At 72.1% G+C, this 15609-nt stretch carries 18 protein-coding genes and 1 riboswitch; of the genes, 10 read left to right on the forward strand and 8 right to left on the reverse strand.

The window, feature by feature from the left end:
• Nucleotides 1–90: 90 nt before the first annotated feature.
• Nucleotides 91–801, forward strand: a complete 711-nt coding sequence (locus MA875_RS13025) for an IclR family transcriptional regulator (protein WP_248242685.1) — start codon at nt 91–93, stop codon at nt 799–801.
• Nucleotides 802–829: 28 nt separating this feature from the next.
• On the opposite strand, the gene MA875_RS13030 is transcribed toward MA875_RS13025, so the two are convergent.
• The gene (locus tag MA875_RS13030) at nt 830–1591 is read right to left on the reverse strand and encodes an enoyl-CoA hydratase/isomerase family protein (protein WP_248242686.1); all 762 of its coding nucleotides are present in this window, start codon (nt 1589–1591) and stop codon (nt 830–832) included.
• 65 nt (nt 1592–1656) lie between these two features.
• On the opposite strand from MA875_RS13030, the gene MA875_RS13035 reads away from it, so the two are divergent.
• The 5 genes from MA875_RS13035 (at nt 1657) to MA875_RS13055 (ending at nt 5740) form a co-directional block, all read left to right on the forward strand.
• Entirely contained in the window at nt 1657–2454 is a 798-nt protein-coding gene (locus MA875_RS13035) for a transglutaminase-like domain-containing protein (protein WP_248242687.1), read from the forward strand.
• A gap of 53 nt (nt 2455–2507) precedes the next feature.
• Nucleotides 2508–3059, forward strand: a complete 552-nt coding sequence (locus MA875_RS13040; protein WP_248242688.1) for a hypothetical protein — start codon at nt 2508–2510, stop codon at nt 3057–3059.
• A gap of 190 nt (nt 3060–3249) precedes the next feature.
• On the forward strand, nt 3250–4122 hold the full coding sequence (locus tag MA875_RS13045; RefSeq protein WP_248242689.1) for an ABC transporter substrate-binding protein: 873 nt from the start codon (nt 3250–3252) through the stop codon (nt 4120–4122).
• A 35-nt stretch (nt 4123–4157) separates the two neighbouring features.
• Nucleotides 4158–5009: an amino acid ABC transporter permease gene (locus tag MA875_RS13050; RefSeq protein WP_248242690.1), complete on the forward strand. Its 852-nt coding sequence runs from the start codon at nt 4158–4160 to the stop codon at nt 5007–5009.
• The gene (locus tag MA875_RS13055) at nt 5006–5740 is read left to right on the forward strand and encodes an amino acid ABC transporter ATP-binding protein (RefSeq protein WP_248242691.1); all 735 of its coding nucleotides are present in this window, start codon (nt 5006–5008) and stop codon (nt 5738–5740) included. Before MA875_RS13050 ends, MA875_RS13055 begins: the two co-directional genes overlap by 4 nt.
• A 15-nt stretch (nt 5741–5755) precedes the next feature.
• Here MA875_RS13055 and MA875_RS17595 read toward each other — a convergent pair whose 3' ends face one another.
• The 4 genes from MA875_RS17595 to glyA all read right to left on the reverse strand — a co-directional run bounded on the left by MA875_RS17595 (nt 5756) and on the right by glyA (nt 8978).
• Entirely contained in the window at nt 5756–5887 is a 132-nt protein-coding gene (locus tag MA875_RS17595) for a hypothetical protein (RefSeq protein WP_282449047.1), read from the reverse strand.
• Nucleotides 5884–6186 (reverse strand): hypothetical protein, encoded by a 303-nt coding sequence (locus tag MA875_RS13060; RefSeq protein WP_248242692.1) that lies wholly within the window; start codon nt 6184–6186, stop codon nt 5884–5886. Before MA875_RS13060 ends, MA875_RS17595 begins: the two co-directional genes overlap by 4 nt.
• A 302-nt stretch (nt 6187–6488) precedes the next feature.
• On the reverse strand, nt 6489–7373 hold the full coding sequence (locus MA875_RS13065; protein ID WP_248242693.1) for a bifunctional methylenetetrahydrofolate dehydrogenase/methenyltetrahydrofolate cyclohydrolase: 885 nt from the start codon (nt 7371–7373) through the stop codon (nt 6489–6491).
• Nucleotides 7374–7703: 330 nt separating this feature from the next.
• Complete coding sequence (gene glyA / locus MA875_RS13070) at nt 7704–8978, reverse strand: serine hydroxymethyltransferase (protein WP_308221530.1); 1275 nt, start codon at nt 8976–8978, stop codon at nt 7704–7706.
• Nucleotides 8979–9006: 28 nt separating this feature from the next.
• Nucleotides 9007–9109, reverse strand: a riboswitch (ZMP/ZTP riboswitch).
• Nucleotides 9110–9167: 58 nt separating this feature from the next.
• Between glyA and MA875_RS13075 the strand changes: the two genes are divergently transcribed.
• The 4 genes from MA875_RS13075 (at nt 9168) to MA875_RS13090 (ending at nt 13013) form a co-directional block, all read left to right on the forward strand.
• On the forward strand, nt 9168–10697 hold the full coding sequence (locus tag MA875_RS13075; RefSeq protein ID WP_248242695.1) for a family 20 glycosylhydrolase: 1530 nt from the start codon (nt 9168–9170) through the stop codon (nt 10695–10697).
• 68 nt (nt 10698–10765) lie between these two features.
• Nucleotides 10766–11233: a YrdB family protein gene (locus tag MA875_RS13080; RefSeq protein ID WP_248242696.1), complete on the forward strand. Its 468-nt coding sequence runs from the start codon at nt 10766–10768 to the stop codon at nt 11231–11233.
• Nucleotides 11230–12603 (forward strand): FAD-binding oxidoreductase, encoded by a 1374-nt coding sequence (locus MA875_RS13085; RefSeq protein WP_248242697.1) that lies wholly within the window; start codon nt 11230–11232, stop codon nt 12601–12603. The genes MA875_RS13080 and MA875_RS13085 overlap by 4 nt, the downstream gene beginning before the upstream one ends.
• The gene (locus MA875_RS13090; protein ID WP_248242698.1) at nt 12600–13013 is read left to right on the forward strand and encodes an NUDIX hydrolase; all 414 of its coding nucleotides are present in this window, start codon (nt 12600–12602) and stop codon (nt 13011–13013) included. Before MA875_RS13085 ends, MA875_RS13090 begins: the two co-directional genes overlap by 4 nt.
• Here MA875_RS13090 and MA875_RS13095 read toward each other — a convergent pair.
• The 3 genes from MA875_RS13095 to MA875_RS13105 are packed head-to-tail and all read right to left on the reverse strand — an operon-like array spanning nt 13001 to nt 15604.
• Nucleotides 13001–13780, reverse strand: a complete 780-nt coding sequence (locus MA875_RS13095; RefSeq protein ID WP_248242699.1) for a glucosamine-6-phosphate deaminase — start codon at nt 13778–13780, stop codon at nt 13001–13003. The two genes, MA875_RS13090 and MA875_RS13095, sit on opposite strands and share 13 nt — an antisense overlap.
• The gene (locus tag MA875_RS13100; RefSeq protein WP_248242700.1) at nt 13773–14732 is read right to left on the reverse strand and encodes an ROK family protein; all 960 of its coding nucleotides are present in this window, start codon (nt 14730–14732) and stop codon (nt 13773–13775) included. The genes MA875_RS13095 and MA875_RS13100 overlap by 8 nt, the downstream gene beginning before the upstream one ends.
• Complete coding sequence (locus MA875_RS13105) at nt 14732–15604, reverse strand: carbohydrate ABC transporter permease (protein ID WP_248242810.1); 873 nt, start codon at nt 15602–15604, stop codon at nt 14732–14734. Before MA875_RS13105 ends, MA875_RS13100 begins: the two co-directional genes overlap by 1 nt.
• Nucleotides 15605–15609 lie beyond the last annotated feature (5 nt).

Genomic DNA, 15609 nt, shown 5'->3' on the forward strand with positions numbered 1-15609 from the left:
TATATTCGAACACGTCGTTCTACTATTGAATAGATCGTATACGACAGTCATGAGGGCGGCAAGAGAGCCGCGGGCGGGAAGAGGACAGAGATGACGAATGCCGCGCAGGGCGCCCCCGCGTCGCAGACGCTGAGTCGTGGCATCCGGATCCTGGAGACCCTGGCCGATGCCCGCGCGTCGCTCACGATCGACGAGGTCGCCGAGCGACTGGGGCTTCATCGCTCGGTCGCCTATCGGCTGGTGCGCACGCTCGAGCAGCACGGCCTCGTCGTGAGGGACCGCAGCGGGCGGCTGACGCTCGGGCCGCGGATGGCGGCGCTCGCGGCCGGTGTCGCCCACGACCTGCAGGCCGAGGCACTACCCGAGCTCACCGCGGTCGCCGGAGACCTCGGGATGACCTGCTTCCTGGCCGTCCTCGACCACGACGAGTGCGTGACGCTGGTGAGCGTCGAACCCCGTCACGCCGTCGCCGCCGTCGCGCAGCGGCCGGGCACGCGGCATCCGGTCGTCGTGGGCGCGCCCGGGAAGGCGATCCTCGCCCAGGTGCCCGAGCGCGCGTGGCCGGCGGCAATGAGCGCGTCGGTCGCCGAGGAGGTGCGCGCGGCCGCTGCGCGCGGCTACGCCCAGAGCCACGACGAAGTGCTGCCGAGCGTGCACGCGGTGGCGGTGCCGCTCGCGCTGCCCGGGCGGCCGCCGTCCGCGATCGCCGTGGTGTACGTCGCGAGCGGGGCGGATCCTTCGGTCATCGCCGGGCGTCTCGCGCGTTCTGCGGAGGCGATTCGCGACGCCCTCGGCGGCTGAGGCTGCGGGGGCGCGGGGTGCGGGCGGATCAGGTGCCGCGGAAGACCGGGCGCCGTTTCTGCTGGAACGCGGCGAAGCCCTCGCGGTAGTCGGCGGTGGCGCGCAGGGCCTCCTGGCCGGCCGTCTCGTCCGCGACCACCGACCAGAGGCGCTCGTCGCGGAGCGAGGCGACGAGTCGCTTGGACGCGAGGAACGCCTGCGTCGGGCCGGATGCCGCGAGGCGCGCCTGCTCGCGCGTGAACGCCAGCAGCTCGGCGTCGGGTATCGCACGGCTGAAGAGTCCCGCCGCAACGGCCTCGGCGCCGCTCATCAGGTCGCCGGTGTAGATGAGATCGAGGGCGCGGTGCGCGCCGAGCCGTTCGACGAGCAGCGCGTGGCCCCCCGAATCGAGAAGCGCACCCAGCTGCGCGAAGGGCGAGCCGATCTTCGCGGTCTCGCCGACGTAGACGACGTCGGTGGCGATGGCGAGGCCGAGTCCGACACCGAGGGCAGCGCCCTGCACCGCGGCGAACGTGGGCGCGGGATGATCGGCCATGCGGCGCATCAGACCCTCGACGGCCCCCAGGTAACCGGCGATGTCGTCGGTCTCGGGGTCGACACCCGAGATGTCGCGGCCGGCGCAGAACACGCGGCCCTCGCCGCGCAGCACCAGCGCGCGGGCGCCCGCCTCCGCGGCGCGTCGGTACGCGGCATCCAGGTCGTTCAGATCGTCGAGTGCGAGTGCGTTCCGCCGGTCGGGAGCGTCGAGGACGATCTCCGCGACGCCGTCGTCGAGGGTGAGGGTGATCACCCCCCATCCGTACCACACCGCCCCCGCGGTTGTGGGTCGCGCTCACGACCGCCAGAGTGGTGCACATGGAGCGGAATGTGGGCGCGAAGCTGGAGCTCGAGGTCACCGAGCCGTCGGAGCTGGTCTTCTCGGTCGCGGTGGCGGCCGGAGTGCCGCGCGAGCGCGAGCAGCTGAGCGTCACCCTCGACAGCGAACCGGTCGACGCCGACGAACTGGCGGACGAGCACGGCACCCGGCTGCACCGGGTCGTCACGCGGCCCGGCGCGCTCGCGCTGGATTACTCCGCGACGGTCGTCGGTCAGGCCGAGCCCGCGACGGCGAGCGCCGCGGAGCTCGTCCGCTACCGCCGCCCGAGCCGCTACGCCGAGTCGGACGCGCTCGTCCCCACCGCGGCCGCCGAATTCGCCGGGATCACCGACCCCGCCGAGCTGCTCGCGTCGGTGTCGTCGTGGGTCGGCACGCGCCTGGCCTACGTCAGCGGGTCGAGCCTGCCGACCGACGGCGCGATGCGCACGCTCCTTGCCCGCCAGGGCGTCTGCCGCGACTTCGCGCACCTCACCGTCGCGCTGCTGCGCGCCCGGAATGTGCCGGCCCGCCTCGTGTCGGTCTACGCGCCGGGGCTTGACCCCATGGATTTCCACGCCGTCGCCGAAGCGCACATCGACGGCGCGTGGTACGTCGTCGATGCCACGACCCTCGCCCCGCGTCGCACGCTCGTACGGATCGCCACCGGCCGCGACGCCGCCGACACGGCCTTCCTCACCACGATCTCGGGCGCCATCACGCTCGACACCATGGTGGTCACCGCCGTCGCCGATGCGCTGCCCGACGATGATGTGACCGAGCTCGTGCCGCTGCGCTGAGTGGCGTCCGAAGCCCCATGGCCCCGCGGCACCCGCCGTGGCACGCTGGAACCATGAAGACGTGGGTCGTGCGGTTCGTCTCGCTGCTGGTGTTCAACATCGCCGTGCTGCTGGTGATCGGGTTCCTCACCCCCGCACGCGTCGGGTGGGCGGCGCTGTGGGCCGGCATCGTGCTCACCGCGATCGTCATCTGGATCAAGCCGCTGCTGTCACGGTGGTTCGGCGGGATGGCGGCACGGTCGGCGAACCGGCGCACCCGGGCGGGCGAGAAGGTGGCGGAGTTCTTCGTCGCCTTCGCGGTCGCCTTCATCGTCTGGATCGCGACGGTCCTGTTCACCGGCGTGTCGATCGGCGGGTGGTTCTGGGGATGGATCCTCCCGCCCGTGCTGCTCATGATCGGCTGGGCGATCTACGACGTCATCGACGACCGCGTCGAGGCGCGGGCCGGTGCCCTCTACGATCGCGCCACCCGCACGAGGGCGAAAGGACCGGATGCCACGGGCCCGCGCCCCGCGGTCGCCGACTCCCCCGCTACCGCGCAGGGTCGGAAGGAGATCCGCGACGGCCTGACCGAAGAGCAGCGCCGCATGCTCGACGAGCTCTGACCGCGAGCCTTCGTCGGGCGCCCGCGCGGAGATCCGCGCTCTCGCGGACCGGAGCCGGCGAGGCCGCGCGTGAAGAGCGTGTAACAAAGCGACGCGCGGGGGCGCAGCATCCGCTCTCTCGCAGGATGATAGGAGGGCGCCGCTGCGCGACAGCACGCGAAGCCGCGCTATCCCGTACCTGGAGGCAGCCATGTCCCGCACCCGTTCCCGCCTGCACCTGACCCTGGCCGGCATCGCCCTGGCCGCGCTCGCCCTCACCGGCTGCGCCACAGGCTCGGGCGATTCCGACGCCGACGCCGGCTCCGACGCATCCTCGGCTCCCGCCGACGAGGGGTACATCACCCCCGGCAAGCTCACGATCGCCACCGGAGAGCCGGCGTACTACCCCTACGTGATCGACGACGACCCGGCATCGGGTGAGGGGTTCGAGTCGGCGATCGCGTACGCCGTGGCCGAGGAGCTGGGCTTCGCTCCCGAGGATGTCGAGTGGGTGCGCACGACCTTCGAGGCGGCCATCGCCCCGGGCCCGAAGGACTTCGACGTCAACATCCAGCAGTACTCCATCACCCCGGAGCGGGCCGAGAACGTCGACTTCTCCTCGCCGTACTACGCCGCGAGCCAGGCGATCGTCGCGATCGAGGGCAACGAGGCCGCCGAGGGCGTCTCATCGCTCGCCGACACGCAGGGCCTCCTCCTCGGCGCCATGGTCGGGTCGACGAGCGCGCAGACGATCGAAGAGGTCGTGCAGCCCGATACGCCCGCTCAGCTCTACAACACCAACGAGGACGCCAAGGCCGCCCTCGAGGCCGGCCAGATCGACGGCCTCGTCCTCGACCTGCCCACGGCCTACTACGCCACCGGGGTCTACATCGACAACTCGTTCATCGTCGGCGAGCTGCCGACCGCCGGCATCCCCGACGAGTGGGGTCTGGTGCTGGCCAAGGACTCGCCGCTGACCGAGCGGGTCACCGCTGCAGTCGATGCGCTCCGTGAGAACGGCACGCTCGAGGCCATCACCCAGGAGTGGCTGGGCGAAGGCGCCGGCGTCACCCTCCTCGAGTGAGGTCCGGCCCCCGCACGGTCGGCTAGCGTCGAAGAGTGAGCGCCGACATCCACCAGCCGAGCGCGCTCGAGCAGGAGCGACGCGCCTACCGCGCGCGCCAATCGACCCGGTCGGTGCTGATCGCCGTCGTGTCCACCCTCGTCTTCGCGGCGGTGGTGTGGCTGACCGTCGTGAACACGCCCGGGTGGGAGTCGGTGCAGCGGTCGTTCTTCAACCCGGAGACAGCATGGGAGTCGCTCCCCCGCGTCTGGGAAGGCTTCCTGCTGAACCTGCAGGTACTGGGCCTGTCGGTCATCACCGTCGCGATCGGGGCGACCGTCATCGCCCTCCTCCGTACCCTCCGCGGCGCGGTGTTCTTCCCCCTCCGGGCGCTGGCAGCGGGGTACACCGACGTCTTCCGCGGCATCCCGCTGATCATCGTCCTCTACCTCGTGGGCTTCGGCATCCCGGGGCTCGTGAACGAGCGCATCCCGCCGGTCATCCTCGGTACGGCGGCCATCACCATCACCTACTCGGCATACGTCAGCGAGGTCATCCGGGCGGGAATCGAGGCCGTGCACCCCTCGCAGCGGCTGGCCGCCCGGGCGATGGGTCTCGGCTACGCCCAGACCCTGCGCCTGGTCGTGATGCCCCAGGCGCTGCGGAAGATGACCCCACCGCTGATGAACGACTTCGTCGCGATGCAGAAGGACGTCGGGCTGGTCTCGGTCATCGGCGCGGTCGACGCCGTCCGTGCCGCACAGATCGAGACCTCGCTGTCGTACAACTTCACGCCCTACATCGTCGCGGCGGTGCTGTTCGTGCTGCTCGCGATCCCGACGATCCGCCTGGCCGACTGGTGGACCGCGCGCCTGCAGCGCCGCGAGCAGATGGGGTCGATCCTGTGACCGCGCTTTTGCACGCCGACGGAATCTGGAAGTCGTTCGGCGACCGCTCGGTGCTCCGCGGCGTCTCGCTCGATCTGTCCGCTCACGAGGTGGTGGCGGTGATCGGGGCGAGCGGCTCGGGCAAATCGACGCTGCTGCGATGTCTGAACCTCCTCGAGACGATCGACGATGGCCTCATCCTGCTCGGGGGTGACGACATCTCCGATCCCCGCGTCGACGGCAACCGCGTGCGCGCGCGCTTCGGCGCCGTCTTCCAGCACTACAACCTCTTCCCCCACCTGTCGGTGCTCGACAACGTCACGCTCGCGGCGCGGAAAGTGCACCGGATGCCGCGGCGCGACGCCGACGCGAAGGCGATGGCCCTGCTGGAGCGCATCGGGCTCGCCGACAAGGCGCGCGAGCATCCCGACCGCCTCTCCGGTGGGCAGCAGCAGCGGGCCGCGATTGTACGGGCCGTGGTGACCGACCCCGAGGTGCTCTTCCTCGACGAGATCACCTCGGCCCTCGATCCCGAGCTCGTCGGCGAGGTGCTCGAATTGGTGAAGTCGCTGGCCGAGGAGGGCGCGACCATCCTCATGGCCACCCACGAGATGGCTTTCGCGCGCGATGTCGCCCACCGGGTGCTATTCCTCGACGAGGGACGCGTGGTCGAGCAGGGGCCGCCGAGCGAGGTGCTCGTGGCGCCACGTGAGGAGCGGACGCGACGATTCCTTTCGCGCTTCACCACCTGAGGGGCGGTCGGCGGCTCACACCGGCTCGGTCGTGCGGATGATCCCGCAGAGCAGACACGACCACGCCACGAGGAAGCGTTCGTCGTCGAGGATCTCGTAGCGCAGCGCATCGCCGCACGTCGGGCACCGCCGCGGATCGGGAGTCACGCCGGGAGCCCGTCGCCGAACAGGGAGCCCTGCCGTTCGAGAGAGGTGATCTCGAAGCGGGTGCGCGCGACGATCGGGTAGTCCACGCTCAGCCTCGTGAGGATCACCCGCACCTGCGCCTCGACCCATGGCTGCGCTTCGAGGGCGACCCGCTCGATCTCGGTGCGCGTCCGCAGCCACACCACCGGCGTGGCATCCGGACCCGGAAGCCAGTGCGCGTCGACGACGCCCCACGCCCCCGTCGAGACGACGAGGGGCAGAAGCGCCCGGTCGATCGCCTGGCGCGCGCTGTCGTCCATGCGTCTACGCTAATCCGGCTCGTCCGGCTGGGGGCGGGTGCGGGGACCGCGCGCCGCGGCGCGCCGGACTGCACCTGCGCGCCGGGGGGCGGCCGGACTGCACGTGCGCGCCGCGGGGCGGCCGGCACGCGCGCGCCGCGGGGCGGCCGGCACGCGCGCGCCGCGGCGCGCCGCGCTGCACTGCACGTGCGTCGCAGAATGACGCCGATGTCGCAGAATTCCGGCGATCGGCTGCGACGCCGGTGCGATTCTGCGACCGACGTGTTGTGGGAACGGGGGTGGGGCGGGACGGATGCCGCGGCTCAGGCCTCGAGCGAACGCTCCGCCGCCTCGACGACGTTGGTCATGAGGAGCGCCACGGTCATCGGTCCGACGCCGCCGGGGTTCGGCGAGAGCCAGCCGGCGACCTCGGCGACATCCGGGTGCACGTCGCCGAAGACGCGCTGCGCGCCCGTCTCGGGATCGTCCTCGCGGGTCACGCCGACGTCGAGCACCGCGGCACCGGGCTTGACGTCCTCGGCGCGGACGAGGTGCTTGACCCCCGCCGCGGCGACGATGACATCGGCCTGTCGGAGGAACGCCGGGATGTCGGGGGTGCCGGTGTGGGTGAGGGTCACCGTCGCGTTGATCTCGCGACGGGTCAGCAGCAGCCCGATCGACCGGCCGATGGTGACGCCGCGGCCGACCACGACGACGTGCTTGCCCCTCAGGTCGTAGTCGTTGCGCAGCAGTAGCTCGATGACCCCGCGCGGAGTGCACGGCAGCGGGGTGGTGATCGGCGCGTTGACGTTCAGCACCAGTCGGCCGAGGTTGGTCGGGTGGAGCCCGTCGGCGTCCTTGGCCGGGTCGATCCGCTCGAGGATCGCATCGGTGTCGAGGTGCTTCGGCAGCGGCAGCTGAACGATGTAGCCGTGGCATTCCGGGTCGGCGTTCAATGCGTCGATGAGAGCCTCGACGTCCTCCTGCGTGGCATCCGCGGGCAGCTCGCGCTGGATCGAGTTCATCCCGATCCCCACCGACTGCTTGTGCTTCATCCCGACGTACAGCTGCGACGCGGGGTCGGCGCCCACGAGCACCGTCGCGATGCCCGGGGTGACGCCGCGCTCCTTCAGCGCCGCGACCCGTTCGGTCAGCTCCGCGCGGATCGCCGCGGCGGCGGCCTTGCCGTCGAGCTTCTGAGCCGTCATGTCGTCTCTCCTTCTGCGTCCCTGCGGCGAGAGTGCATCTGCGCGCCGAGGGTGCGGGGCGTTCCCGCGTCCTCGGCGTCCAGATGCATTCTCGCGGGAAGGGGTGGGGTGGCGGGGGGTGGGTGCCCGGTGAGTGGGATTCGGGCCAGGTGGGGGGCGGGTCCTCGCCCGACGCGTGGACGCGGGCCCGGGCCGAGGCGTGGACGCCAGGGCCGGGGCCGGAGGCGTGGACGAGCAGGTACGTGCCCGAGGCGCGGAGGCGCGCGCCTTGCCGAACGCCGGGACGAGCGCGCGCGCCAGACGCGGCGAGCCAGCCCCCGCGCCGGCGGGTTACTGGGTCAGTCCGGGGTACAGCGGGAACGCGTCGGCCAGGGCCGCGACGCGCGCGCGGAGCGCCTCGACATCCGCGTCCGGCTGGAGCGCGAGGGCGATGATGTCGGCCACCTCGGTGAACTCGGCGTCGCCGAACCCGCGGGTCGCGAGCGCGGGGGTGCCGATCCGAAGGCCCGAGGTCACCATCGGCGGGCGGGGGTCGTTCGGGACGGCGTTGCGGTTGACGGTGATGCGGATCTCGTGAAGGAGGTCCTCGGCCTGCTTGCCGTCGATCTCGGCCTCGCGCAGGTCGACGAGCACGAGGTGCACGTCGGTGCCGCCCGAACGCACCGAGACGCCGGCGGCGGCGACGTCGGGCTGCATGAGCCGGTCGGCGAGGATCTTCGCGCCGCGCAGGGTCCGCTCCTGGCGCTCGCGGAACTCCGGGGTCGCGGCGAGCTTGAACGCCGTCGCCTTGGCGGCGATGACGTGCATCAGCGGTCCGCCCTGCTGCCCCGGGAAGACAGCGGTGTTGATCTTCTTGGCGAGGTCGGCGTCGTTGGTGAGGATGATGCCCGAGCGCGGTCCGCCGATGGTCTTGTGGACCGTGGATGACACCACGTGCGCGTGCGGGAAGGGCGAGGGGTGCACGCCGGCGGCCACGAGTCCCGCGAAGTGGGCCATGTCGACCCACAGGAACGCACCGACCTCGTCGGCGATCTCGCGGAACCGGGCGAAATCGAGCTGACGGGGGTAGGCCGACCAGCCGGCGATGATGACCTTCGGCTTGTGCTCCACCGCGAGGCGTCGCACCTCGTCCATGTCGATGAGCGAGGTCTCGGGGTCGACGCCGTAGGCGACGATGTCGAACAGTCGGCCCGAGAAGTTGATCTTCATGCCGTGTGTCAGGTGCCCGCCCTGGTCGAGGGCGAGGCCGAGCAGTGTGTCTCCGGGCCGCGCGATTGCGTGCAGCACGGCGGCGTTCGCGGTCGCACCGGAGTGCGGCTGGACGTTGGCGAACCCGGCACCGAACAGCGCCTTGGCGCGCTCGATCGCGAGCTCCTCGGCGACGTCGACGACCTCGCACCCGCCGTAGTACCGACGGCCGGGGTATCCCTCGGCGTACTTGTTGGTGAGAACCGAGCCCTGCGACTGCAGCACCGAGACCGGAACGAAGTTCTCGGACGCGATCATCTCGAGGTAGCCGCGCTGGCGCTCCAGCTCGCGCTCCAGCACGTCGGCGATCTCAGGATCGACCTCGGCGAGGGGGGCGTTGAAGATCGGATCGGACACAGCGGTCTCCTTCCACAGCGGCGGATCGGACATCGGCCCAGGCGTGCGGTCGAATGCTTCTGCGGTCGGACGGATGACTCCCGGTCGCTCCCCGGTGGGTGCCCACCTCAACGCCAGTTGCGACACCCCGAGCATAGTGGATCGCGGGCGGTAGGCTGATCGAGCCACCCTTTTGTAAAGGATCCTTACATGACGGCGACCCTCCCCCTCGTGCCCCTGCCGCGATCAGTCAGCCCGTCCGACGGCGCACCTTTCCTCCTCACCGCGCGCACCCCGCTGATCGCGGAATCGGATGCCGCGGCGGCGGCCCGCCGCATCCTCTCCGCCGCGACGGCGCAGACCCTCGGTCTCCCCACGGACCCCCTTCCCTCCTCCCCCGCGATCACCCTGACGCACACCTCCGACATCGGACCGAGCGGCGCCTACCGCCTCCGCTCCGCCGTCGCCGGCCTGGAGATCTCGGCTGCCGATGCCCCCGGCCTCGCCGCGGGCCTGCACACCCTCACGCAGCTGCTCGAGCCCGTCACCGACGGGTGGGTGGTGCCCGCGCTCCTCATCGACGACGCGCCCCGCTTCGCCTACCGCGGACTCATGCTCGACGTCGCCCGCCACTTCTTCCCGGTGGACGATGTCTGCGCGGTCATCGACCGCGCCGCGAGCCTGAAGCTCACCCACCTGCACCTTCACCTCACCGACGACCAGGGCTGGCGGCTGGAGCTGCGGGCGCACCCGGCCCTCACCGACGCCGCCTCCGCCTCGGCGGTCGGCGGCGATCCGGGCGGGTTCTACACCCGGGAGGACTACGAGCGGATCGTCGTGTACGCCGCCGACCGCCACATCACCGTCGTGCCCGAGATCGATCTGCCCGGGCATACCCACGCCGTCGGCCTGGCCTACCCGCGTCTGGCCGCCGACCCCGTCGTGACCCCCGAACTCGCCGCCGAAGCCGCCGCGCGCGGTGAGGCCCTCCCTGCCGCCGGCACGCCCTACACCGGGCTCGGCGTGGGATTCTCCTCGCTCCGCCTCGATGACGAGGCGACGTTCGACTTCGTCGCGGACGTCCTCGGAGAGCTGGCCCGTCTGACGCCCGGCCCCTATCTGCACCTGGGCGGCGACGAGGCTTTCGGCACCGCCCCCGAGGAGTACGACGCCTTCCTCTCCCGCGTGACGCAGCTGGTCGCCGACCTCGGCAAGGTCCCGATCACGTGGCACGACGCCGGGCGGGCGGATGTCGCCCCCGAGACCATCGGGCAGTACTGGGCGCTCACCACCCCCGATTCCGAGGCGGCCGAGGCCGCGCGGGCCTTCGTGCATCGCGCGGGCGGCGTCATCCTCTCCCCCGCCGACGCGGTCTACCTCGACATGAAGTACGACGACGACACCGCGCGCGGCCTTACCTGGGCGAACGGCCCGACGAGCGTGCGGCGCGCGTACGAGTGGGAACCGGCGTCGCTTGTCGACGGGATCACCGACGACGACATCGTCGGTGTCGAAGCGGCCGTGTGGACCGAGACCATCGATGATCTCGTCGGTCTCGACGCCATGATGTTCCCGCGATTGGCCGCGGCGGCCGAGGCGGCCTGGTCGGCGCCGCTCGGGTCCGATCCCGAGCGCTCATGGGAGTCGTTCCGCCGGCGTGTGGGTGGGCTCGCTCCGCTCTGGCGGCGGCAGGGGATCGCGTTCCACCCCGACGGCCGGATCCCGTGGGCGGAGGGGTGAGCGCCGCCGCACCGCCGGACCCGCGGCATCCCGGGTCGAGGACACGCGCCCGCGCCTAGACTGGAGCGATGCCGGAAGAGCCCACCCAGCCACCGCGGACGGATGCTGGGCGCACCGCCGAATCGAGCCCCGCACTGACGCCGAACGTGACGCCGCAGCAGCCGCAGGCTCCGGCGGAGGGGCGCCCCGCCGGCACCCGCGCCCCGCTCTCGGGGATCGACATCCTCGCCTTCGTCTGCGAGCTGTTCGCCTTCGTCTCCCTCGCCTTCTGGGGCTTCGTCGCCTGGCCCCTCCCCTGGAACATCGTCGCCGGCATCGGCGCCCCGGTGGTCGCGATCCTCATCTGGGCGCTGTTCGTCTCCCCCCGGGCGGTGTTCGCGGTGCACCCGTTCGTCCGGGCGTTCGTCGAACTGCTCGTCTACGCCGCGGCCGTCCTCGCCTGGTGGGACCTCGGCGCGGTCTGGGTCGGCATCGTCTTCGGCGTCATCGCCGTCACTGCCGGGGTGTTCGCCGGCCGGCGGCAGCTGTCGTCGTGACGCCCGACGCCGGCGCGGTGCTCGACGCGCTCCGCGTCGCTCTCGGCGATCGCGTCGACGTCTCCGACCCCGTTCGCGAGGCCGCGCGCGCCGACAAGTCCGGCCATGCCGCGGCCGGCCTGCCCCTCGCTGTCGTCCACGCCCGCAGTGTCGCCGATGTGCAGGCCACGCTTCGCATCGCGAACGAGACCTCGACACCCGTCGTCACGCAGGGGGCGCGCACCGGCCTCGCCGGCGGCGCCAACGCGGGCGCGGGCGAGATCGCCCTCTCGGTCCGCGAGATGGACCGCATCGTCGAGGTGCGCCCCGACGACCTGATCGCGGTCGTCGAACCCGGCATCCTCAACGCCGACCTCAACGCCGCCCTGGCACCGCACGGGCTGTGGTGGGCCCCCGACCCGGCGAGCCGGGCGATCTCCACGGTGGGCGGCAACATCGCCACCGGCGCCGGCGGTCTCCTGTGCGCGAAGTACGGCGTCGTCCGCGACGCGGTGCTCGGCCTCGACGTCGTCCTCGCCGACGGGCGCCTGCTCTCCCTCGGCCACCGCACCGTCAAGGGCGTGACGGGCCTCGATCTCACGTCGCTCTTCATCGGCTCGGAGGGCACCCTGGGCGTCATCGTCGGCGCCACCCTGAAGCTCCGCCGTCTCACCGCCGGCGAGGTCTGCACGATCGCCGCGACCTTCCCCACGGTGCGCGCGGCCGCCGGCGGTTCCGCGGCGGTGACCGCCGCGGGCCTGCAGCCGGCGATCATGGAGCTGATGGACGCCGCCTCCCTCGCCGCCGTCCACGCGCTGCTGCACCTCCCCGACCCCACCCCCGGTGCCGCGCAGCTGACCATTCAGACCGATGGAGCGGCTGCCCGCGCCGAAGCCGACCAGATCGCCGCGATTCTGACCGCGGCCGGTGGAACGGTGGCACTGTCCCACGACCCCGTCGAGGGCGAGCGGCTGCTGGCGATCCGCCGGTCGATGCATCCGGCGATGGAGAGCCTCGGAACCACCCTGATCGAGGATGTCTCGGTGCCGCGCAGCGCGCTGCCGGCGATGTTCGACGAGATCGCCCGGATCGAGCGCGACTACGCCATGACGATTCCCACCGTCGCCCACGCGGGTGACGGGAACCTGCACCCCAACTTCGTCTACGAGGGGTCGGGCGAGGTTCCCCCCGAGGTGTGGGCGGCCGCCGACGAGCTGTTCCGCGCCGCGCTGCGGCTGGGCGGCACCCTCACCGGCGAACACGGCGTGGGCGTGCTCAAGCGCCGGTGGCTGGCCGACGAGCTGGGCGACGATCAGTGGCGGCTGCAGCGCGAGATCGCCCGCGTGTTCGACCCGAAGGGGATCCTCAACCCCGGCAAAGTGTTCGCGTGAGCCCCCGGGAGATCCGGGTGAGCGCCGGGGTGGTGACGGATGCCGCGCGGCGGGCGCTCCTGGTGAGGAAGACCGGCACGCGACTGTTCATGAACCCGGGCGGAAAGCCCGAGCCCGGCGAGAACCCCGCCGAGACCCTCGTCCGCGAGCTGCAGGAGGAGCTGGGTCTGTCGGTCGCGGCCGCGTCGCTGTATCCGCTCGGGGTCTTCCGCACCGCCGCCGCCAACGAACCGGGCCATGACGTCGTCGCCGACGCCTTCCGCCTCGAGATCGAGCCTCGCGACGCGGCCCCCCGGGCCGAGATCGCCGAGGCCCGGTGGATCACGCCCGCGGATGCCGCGGACACGCCGCTCGCGCCCCTGTGCGTCGTGCTGCTGCCGCTGGTGTGGGGCGCGGACTACAGACCCTGACCGGCGGGCTTGTTCTCCCAGGCGTAGCGGTAGTACTCGGCCATCCGCAGCTGCGACGCCGCCTCCTCGTCGACCACGACGGTGGCGTGCGGATGCAGCTGGATGGCCGATGCCGGAAGCGACGCGGTGAGCGGCCCCTCCACGGCCCCCGCGACGGCGGCGGCCTTCCCCGCGCCGAACGCGAGGAGCACGAGGTGGCGGGCGCGCAGGATCGTTCCGAGCCCCTGCGTGATGCAGTGCCGGGGCACGTCGTCGAGGCTCGGGAAGAACCGGGCGTTGTCGCGGCGGGTCTGCGCCGTGAGCGTCTTCACGCGCGTCCGGGACGCGAACGACGACCCCGGCTCGTTGAAGCCGAGATGGCCGTCGGTGCCGATCCCGAGGATCTGGAGGTCGACGCCCCCGGCGGCCTCGATCGCCCGCTCGTACTCCCCGCCCGACACGGCGATCCGCTCCGGGTCGCCATCGGGCACATGGACGAGCTCCGGATCGAGCCCGAGCGGCTCGACGACCTCGCGGCGGATGACCGAGGCGTAGCTCTCGGGGTGCTCGGGCGCGATCCCGACGTACTCGTCGAGGGCGAACCCGCGGACGCCGGAGAGGTCGACCCCCGCCGCCTGCTTCCGGAGCGCCCGGTAGACCGGGAGCGGCGTCGACCCGGTGGCAAGCCCCAGCACGGCCTGGGGATCACGGCCGACCAGGCGCACGATCTCCGCTGCGACGAGGGTGCCGGCATCCTCGGGGCTGCCGACGATCACGACCTCAGCCAACGGTCAGCACCTCCTCACCGCGCTCGGCGGCGAGCAGGGCGGCCCCCATGGCCGCAGCCGGCGACCCGGGCGGGAGGACGGCGATCCGCTCGTCGAGGTGAAGCGACCTGAGGAACGGCGAGGTCTCGCCGCTTCGCCGCAGCGCCGCACGGACCGGCGCGACGAGCCGGTCGCCGAGCGCGGTCAGCCCGCCGCCGAGCACGACGACATCCACGTCGGCGGTGAGGACGAGCACGCGCACCGCCGCTGCCACCCCGCGCACCAGGTCGTCGCGGAGCGCGCGCGCCCGCTCGCGTTCTGAACCGCCCGGTCCCGCACCCTCGGCGACGTCGAAGACGTCGGCGACGGGGAGCGCACCGGGCCGCCCCCAGCGCTCCGCGATGGCACGGCCACCGGCGAGCGCCTCGATGCAGCCGCGCTGTCCGCATCGGCACCGCGGACCCTCGGGGTCGACGCTGAGGTGCCCGATCTCACCGGCCGCTCCGCGCACCCCCCGCCAGAGGGCCCCGCCGATGACGAGCCCCGCGGCCACCCCGGTGCCGAGGTTCAGGTACGCGAGACCCGACTCCGCAGCCCCGGAGGCCCCGGGGTCCGCTGCGGTGCGCAGCACCGCCGCGCCGAGCGCCGCGGCCTTGACGTCGTTCTCCACGTCGACCGGAACGCCCAGCGCACCACCCACGACCGCGGCGACATCGAGCGAGCGCACCCCCAGGTTGACCGCGTGGGAGATGGTTCCCGACCCGGGGACGATCTGCCCCGGCATCCCGATCCCCACCGAGGTGACGATCCCGCCGGCCTGCGCACCCACCTCTTCGACCGAGGCGAGGATGGTGGCGATCACGCCGTCGGGACCGAAGGTCGTCGCACGACGTACCCGGGCGACGACCACCCCCGCGTCATCGAGGGCCACCGCCTCGGTCTTGGTGCCGCCGACGTCGAGTCCGACCCGCATCAGCCCTTCACCGCCCCCGACACCAGGCCCGAGGTCATCCGGCTCTGGACGATGAGGAAGAACACCACGACCGGGATCGACACGAGCGTCGATCCTGCCATGAGCTCCGCCCAGTTGATCCCGCCGTTGGGGTCGAGGAACGTGCGCAGCCACACCGGCAGGGTCATGGCCTCGGGGCGCGGGTTCAGCACGAGCGCGAAGACGAACTCGTTCCAGGCCTGGATGAACCCGAAGACCCCGGTGGCGACGAGGCCGGGGGCGAGCAGCGGGAAGGTCACCCGCCAGAACGCCTGTGATCGGCTGAGCCCGTCGATCATCGCCGCCTCCTCCAGTTCGATCGGCACGCCGTTGACGAAGCCGCGGAGGGTCCAGATGGTGAAGGGCAGGACGGTCGCGAGGTAGACGGCGGTCAGGCCGATGATGGTGTTGAGGAGCTGCCAGCCGTCGATGAGGCGGAACACCGAGATGATGAGCGCCTCGGCGGGGATCATCTGGATGATGAGGATCGTCACGATGAACGCCGCGCGGCTGCGGAACCGGAAGCGGGTCACCGCGAGCGCCGCGAGGAAGGCGAAGACGAGCGAGACGGCGACGGTGAGGAGGGTCACCGCGAGGGAGTTGCCGAGGGCCGGGAGGAACGGTGCGCGGTCGTGGTCGAAGATCACGCCGAGATAGTTCTCCAGGGTGGCGTTCTCGGGCCAGAGGCGCAGGGTGCTGCCGCGCACCTGGCCGTTCGGCTGCAGCGAGGTGTTGACCATCCAGTACACCGGGAACACCGAGCACGCGAAGACGATCAGACCCGCCAGGGCGGCGAGGACGGATGCGACGCGGCGGCGCGTCCGCGCAGGGGTGCGGGTGCGGGGGGAGGCCAGGGCGG

Source organism: Microbacterium kunmingense, from assembly GCF_023155745.1.
Classification (GTDB): Bacteria; Actinomycetota; Actinomycetes; order Actinomycetales; family Microbacteriaceae; genus Microbacterium; species Microbacterium kunmingense.

Bases quoted from the DNA above. Each gene is read 5' to 3' on its own strand.
- MA875_RS13025 (WP_248242685.1), top strand. From the start codon at position 91: ATGACGAATGCCGCGCAGGGCGCCCCCGCGTCGCAGACGCTGAGTCGT.
- MA875_RS13035 (WP_248242687.1), top strand. From the start codon at position 1,657: ATGGAGCGGAATGTGGGCGCGAAGCTGGAGCTCGAGGTCACCGAGCCG.
- MA875_RS13040 (WP_248242688.1), top strand. From the start codon at position 2,508: ATGAAGACGTGGGTCGTGCGGTTCGTCTCGCTGCTGGTGTTCAACATC.
- MA875_RS13045 (WP_248242689.1), top strand. From the start codon at position 3,250: ATGTCCCGCACCCGTTCCCGCCTGCACCTGACCCTGGCCGGCATCGCC.
- MA875_RS13060 (WP_248242692.1), bottom strand. From the start codon at position 6,186: ATGGACGACAGCGCGCGCCAGGCGATCGACCGGGCGCTTCTGCCCCTC.
- MA875_RS13065 (WP_248242693.1), bottom strand. From the start codon at position 7,373: ATGACGGCTCAGAAGCTCGACGGCAAGGCCGCCGCCGCGGCGATCCGC.
- MA875_RS13075 (WP_248242695.1), top strand. From the start codon at position 9,168: ATGACGGCGACCCTCCCCCTCGTGCCCCTGCCGCGATCAGTCAGCCCG.
- MA875_RS13080 (WP_248242696.1), top strand. From the start codon at position 10,766: ATGCCGGAAGAGCCCACCCAGCCACCGCGGACGGATGCTGGGCGCACC.
- MA875_RS13100 (WP_248242700.1), bottom strand. From the start codon at position 14,732: ATGCGGGTCGGACTCGACGTCGGCGGCACCAAGACCGAGGCGGTGGCC.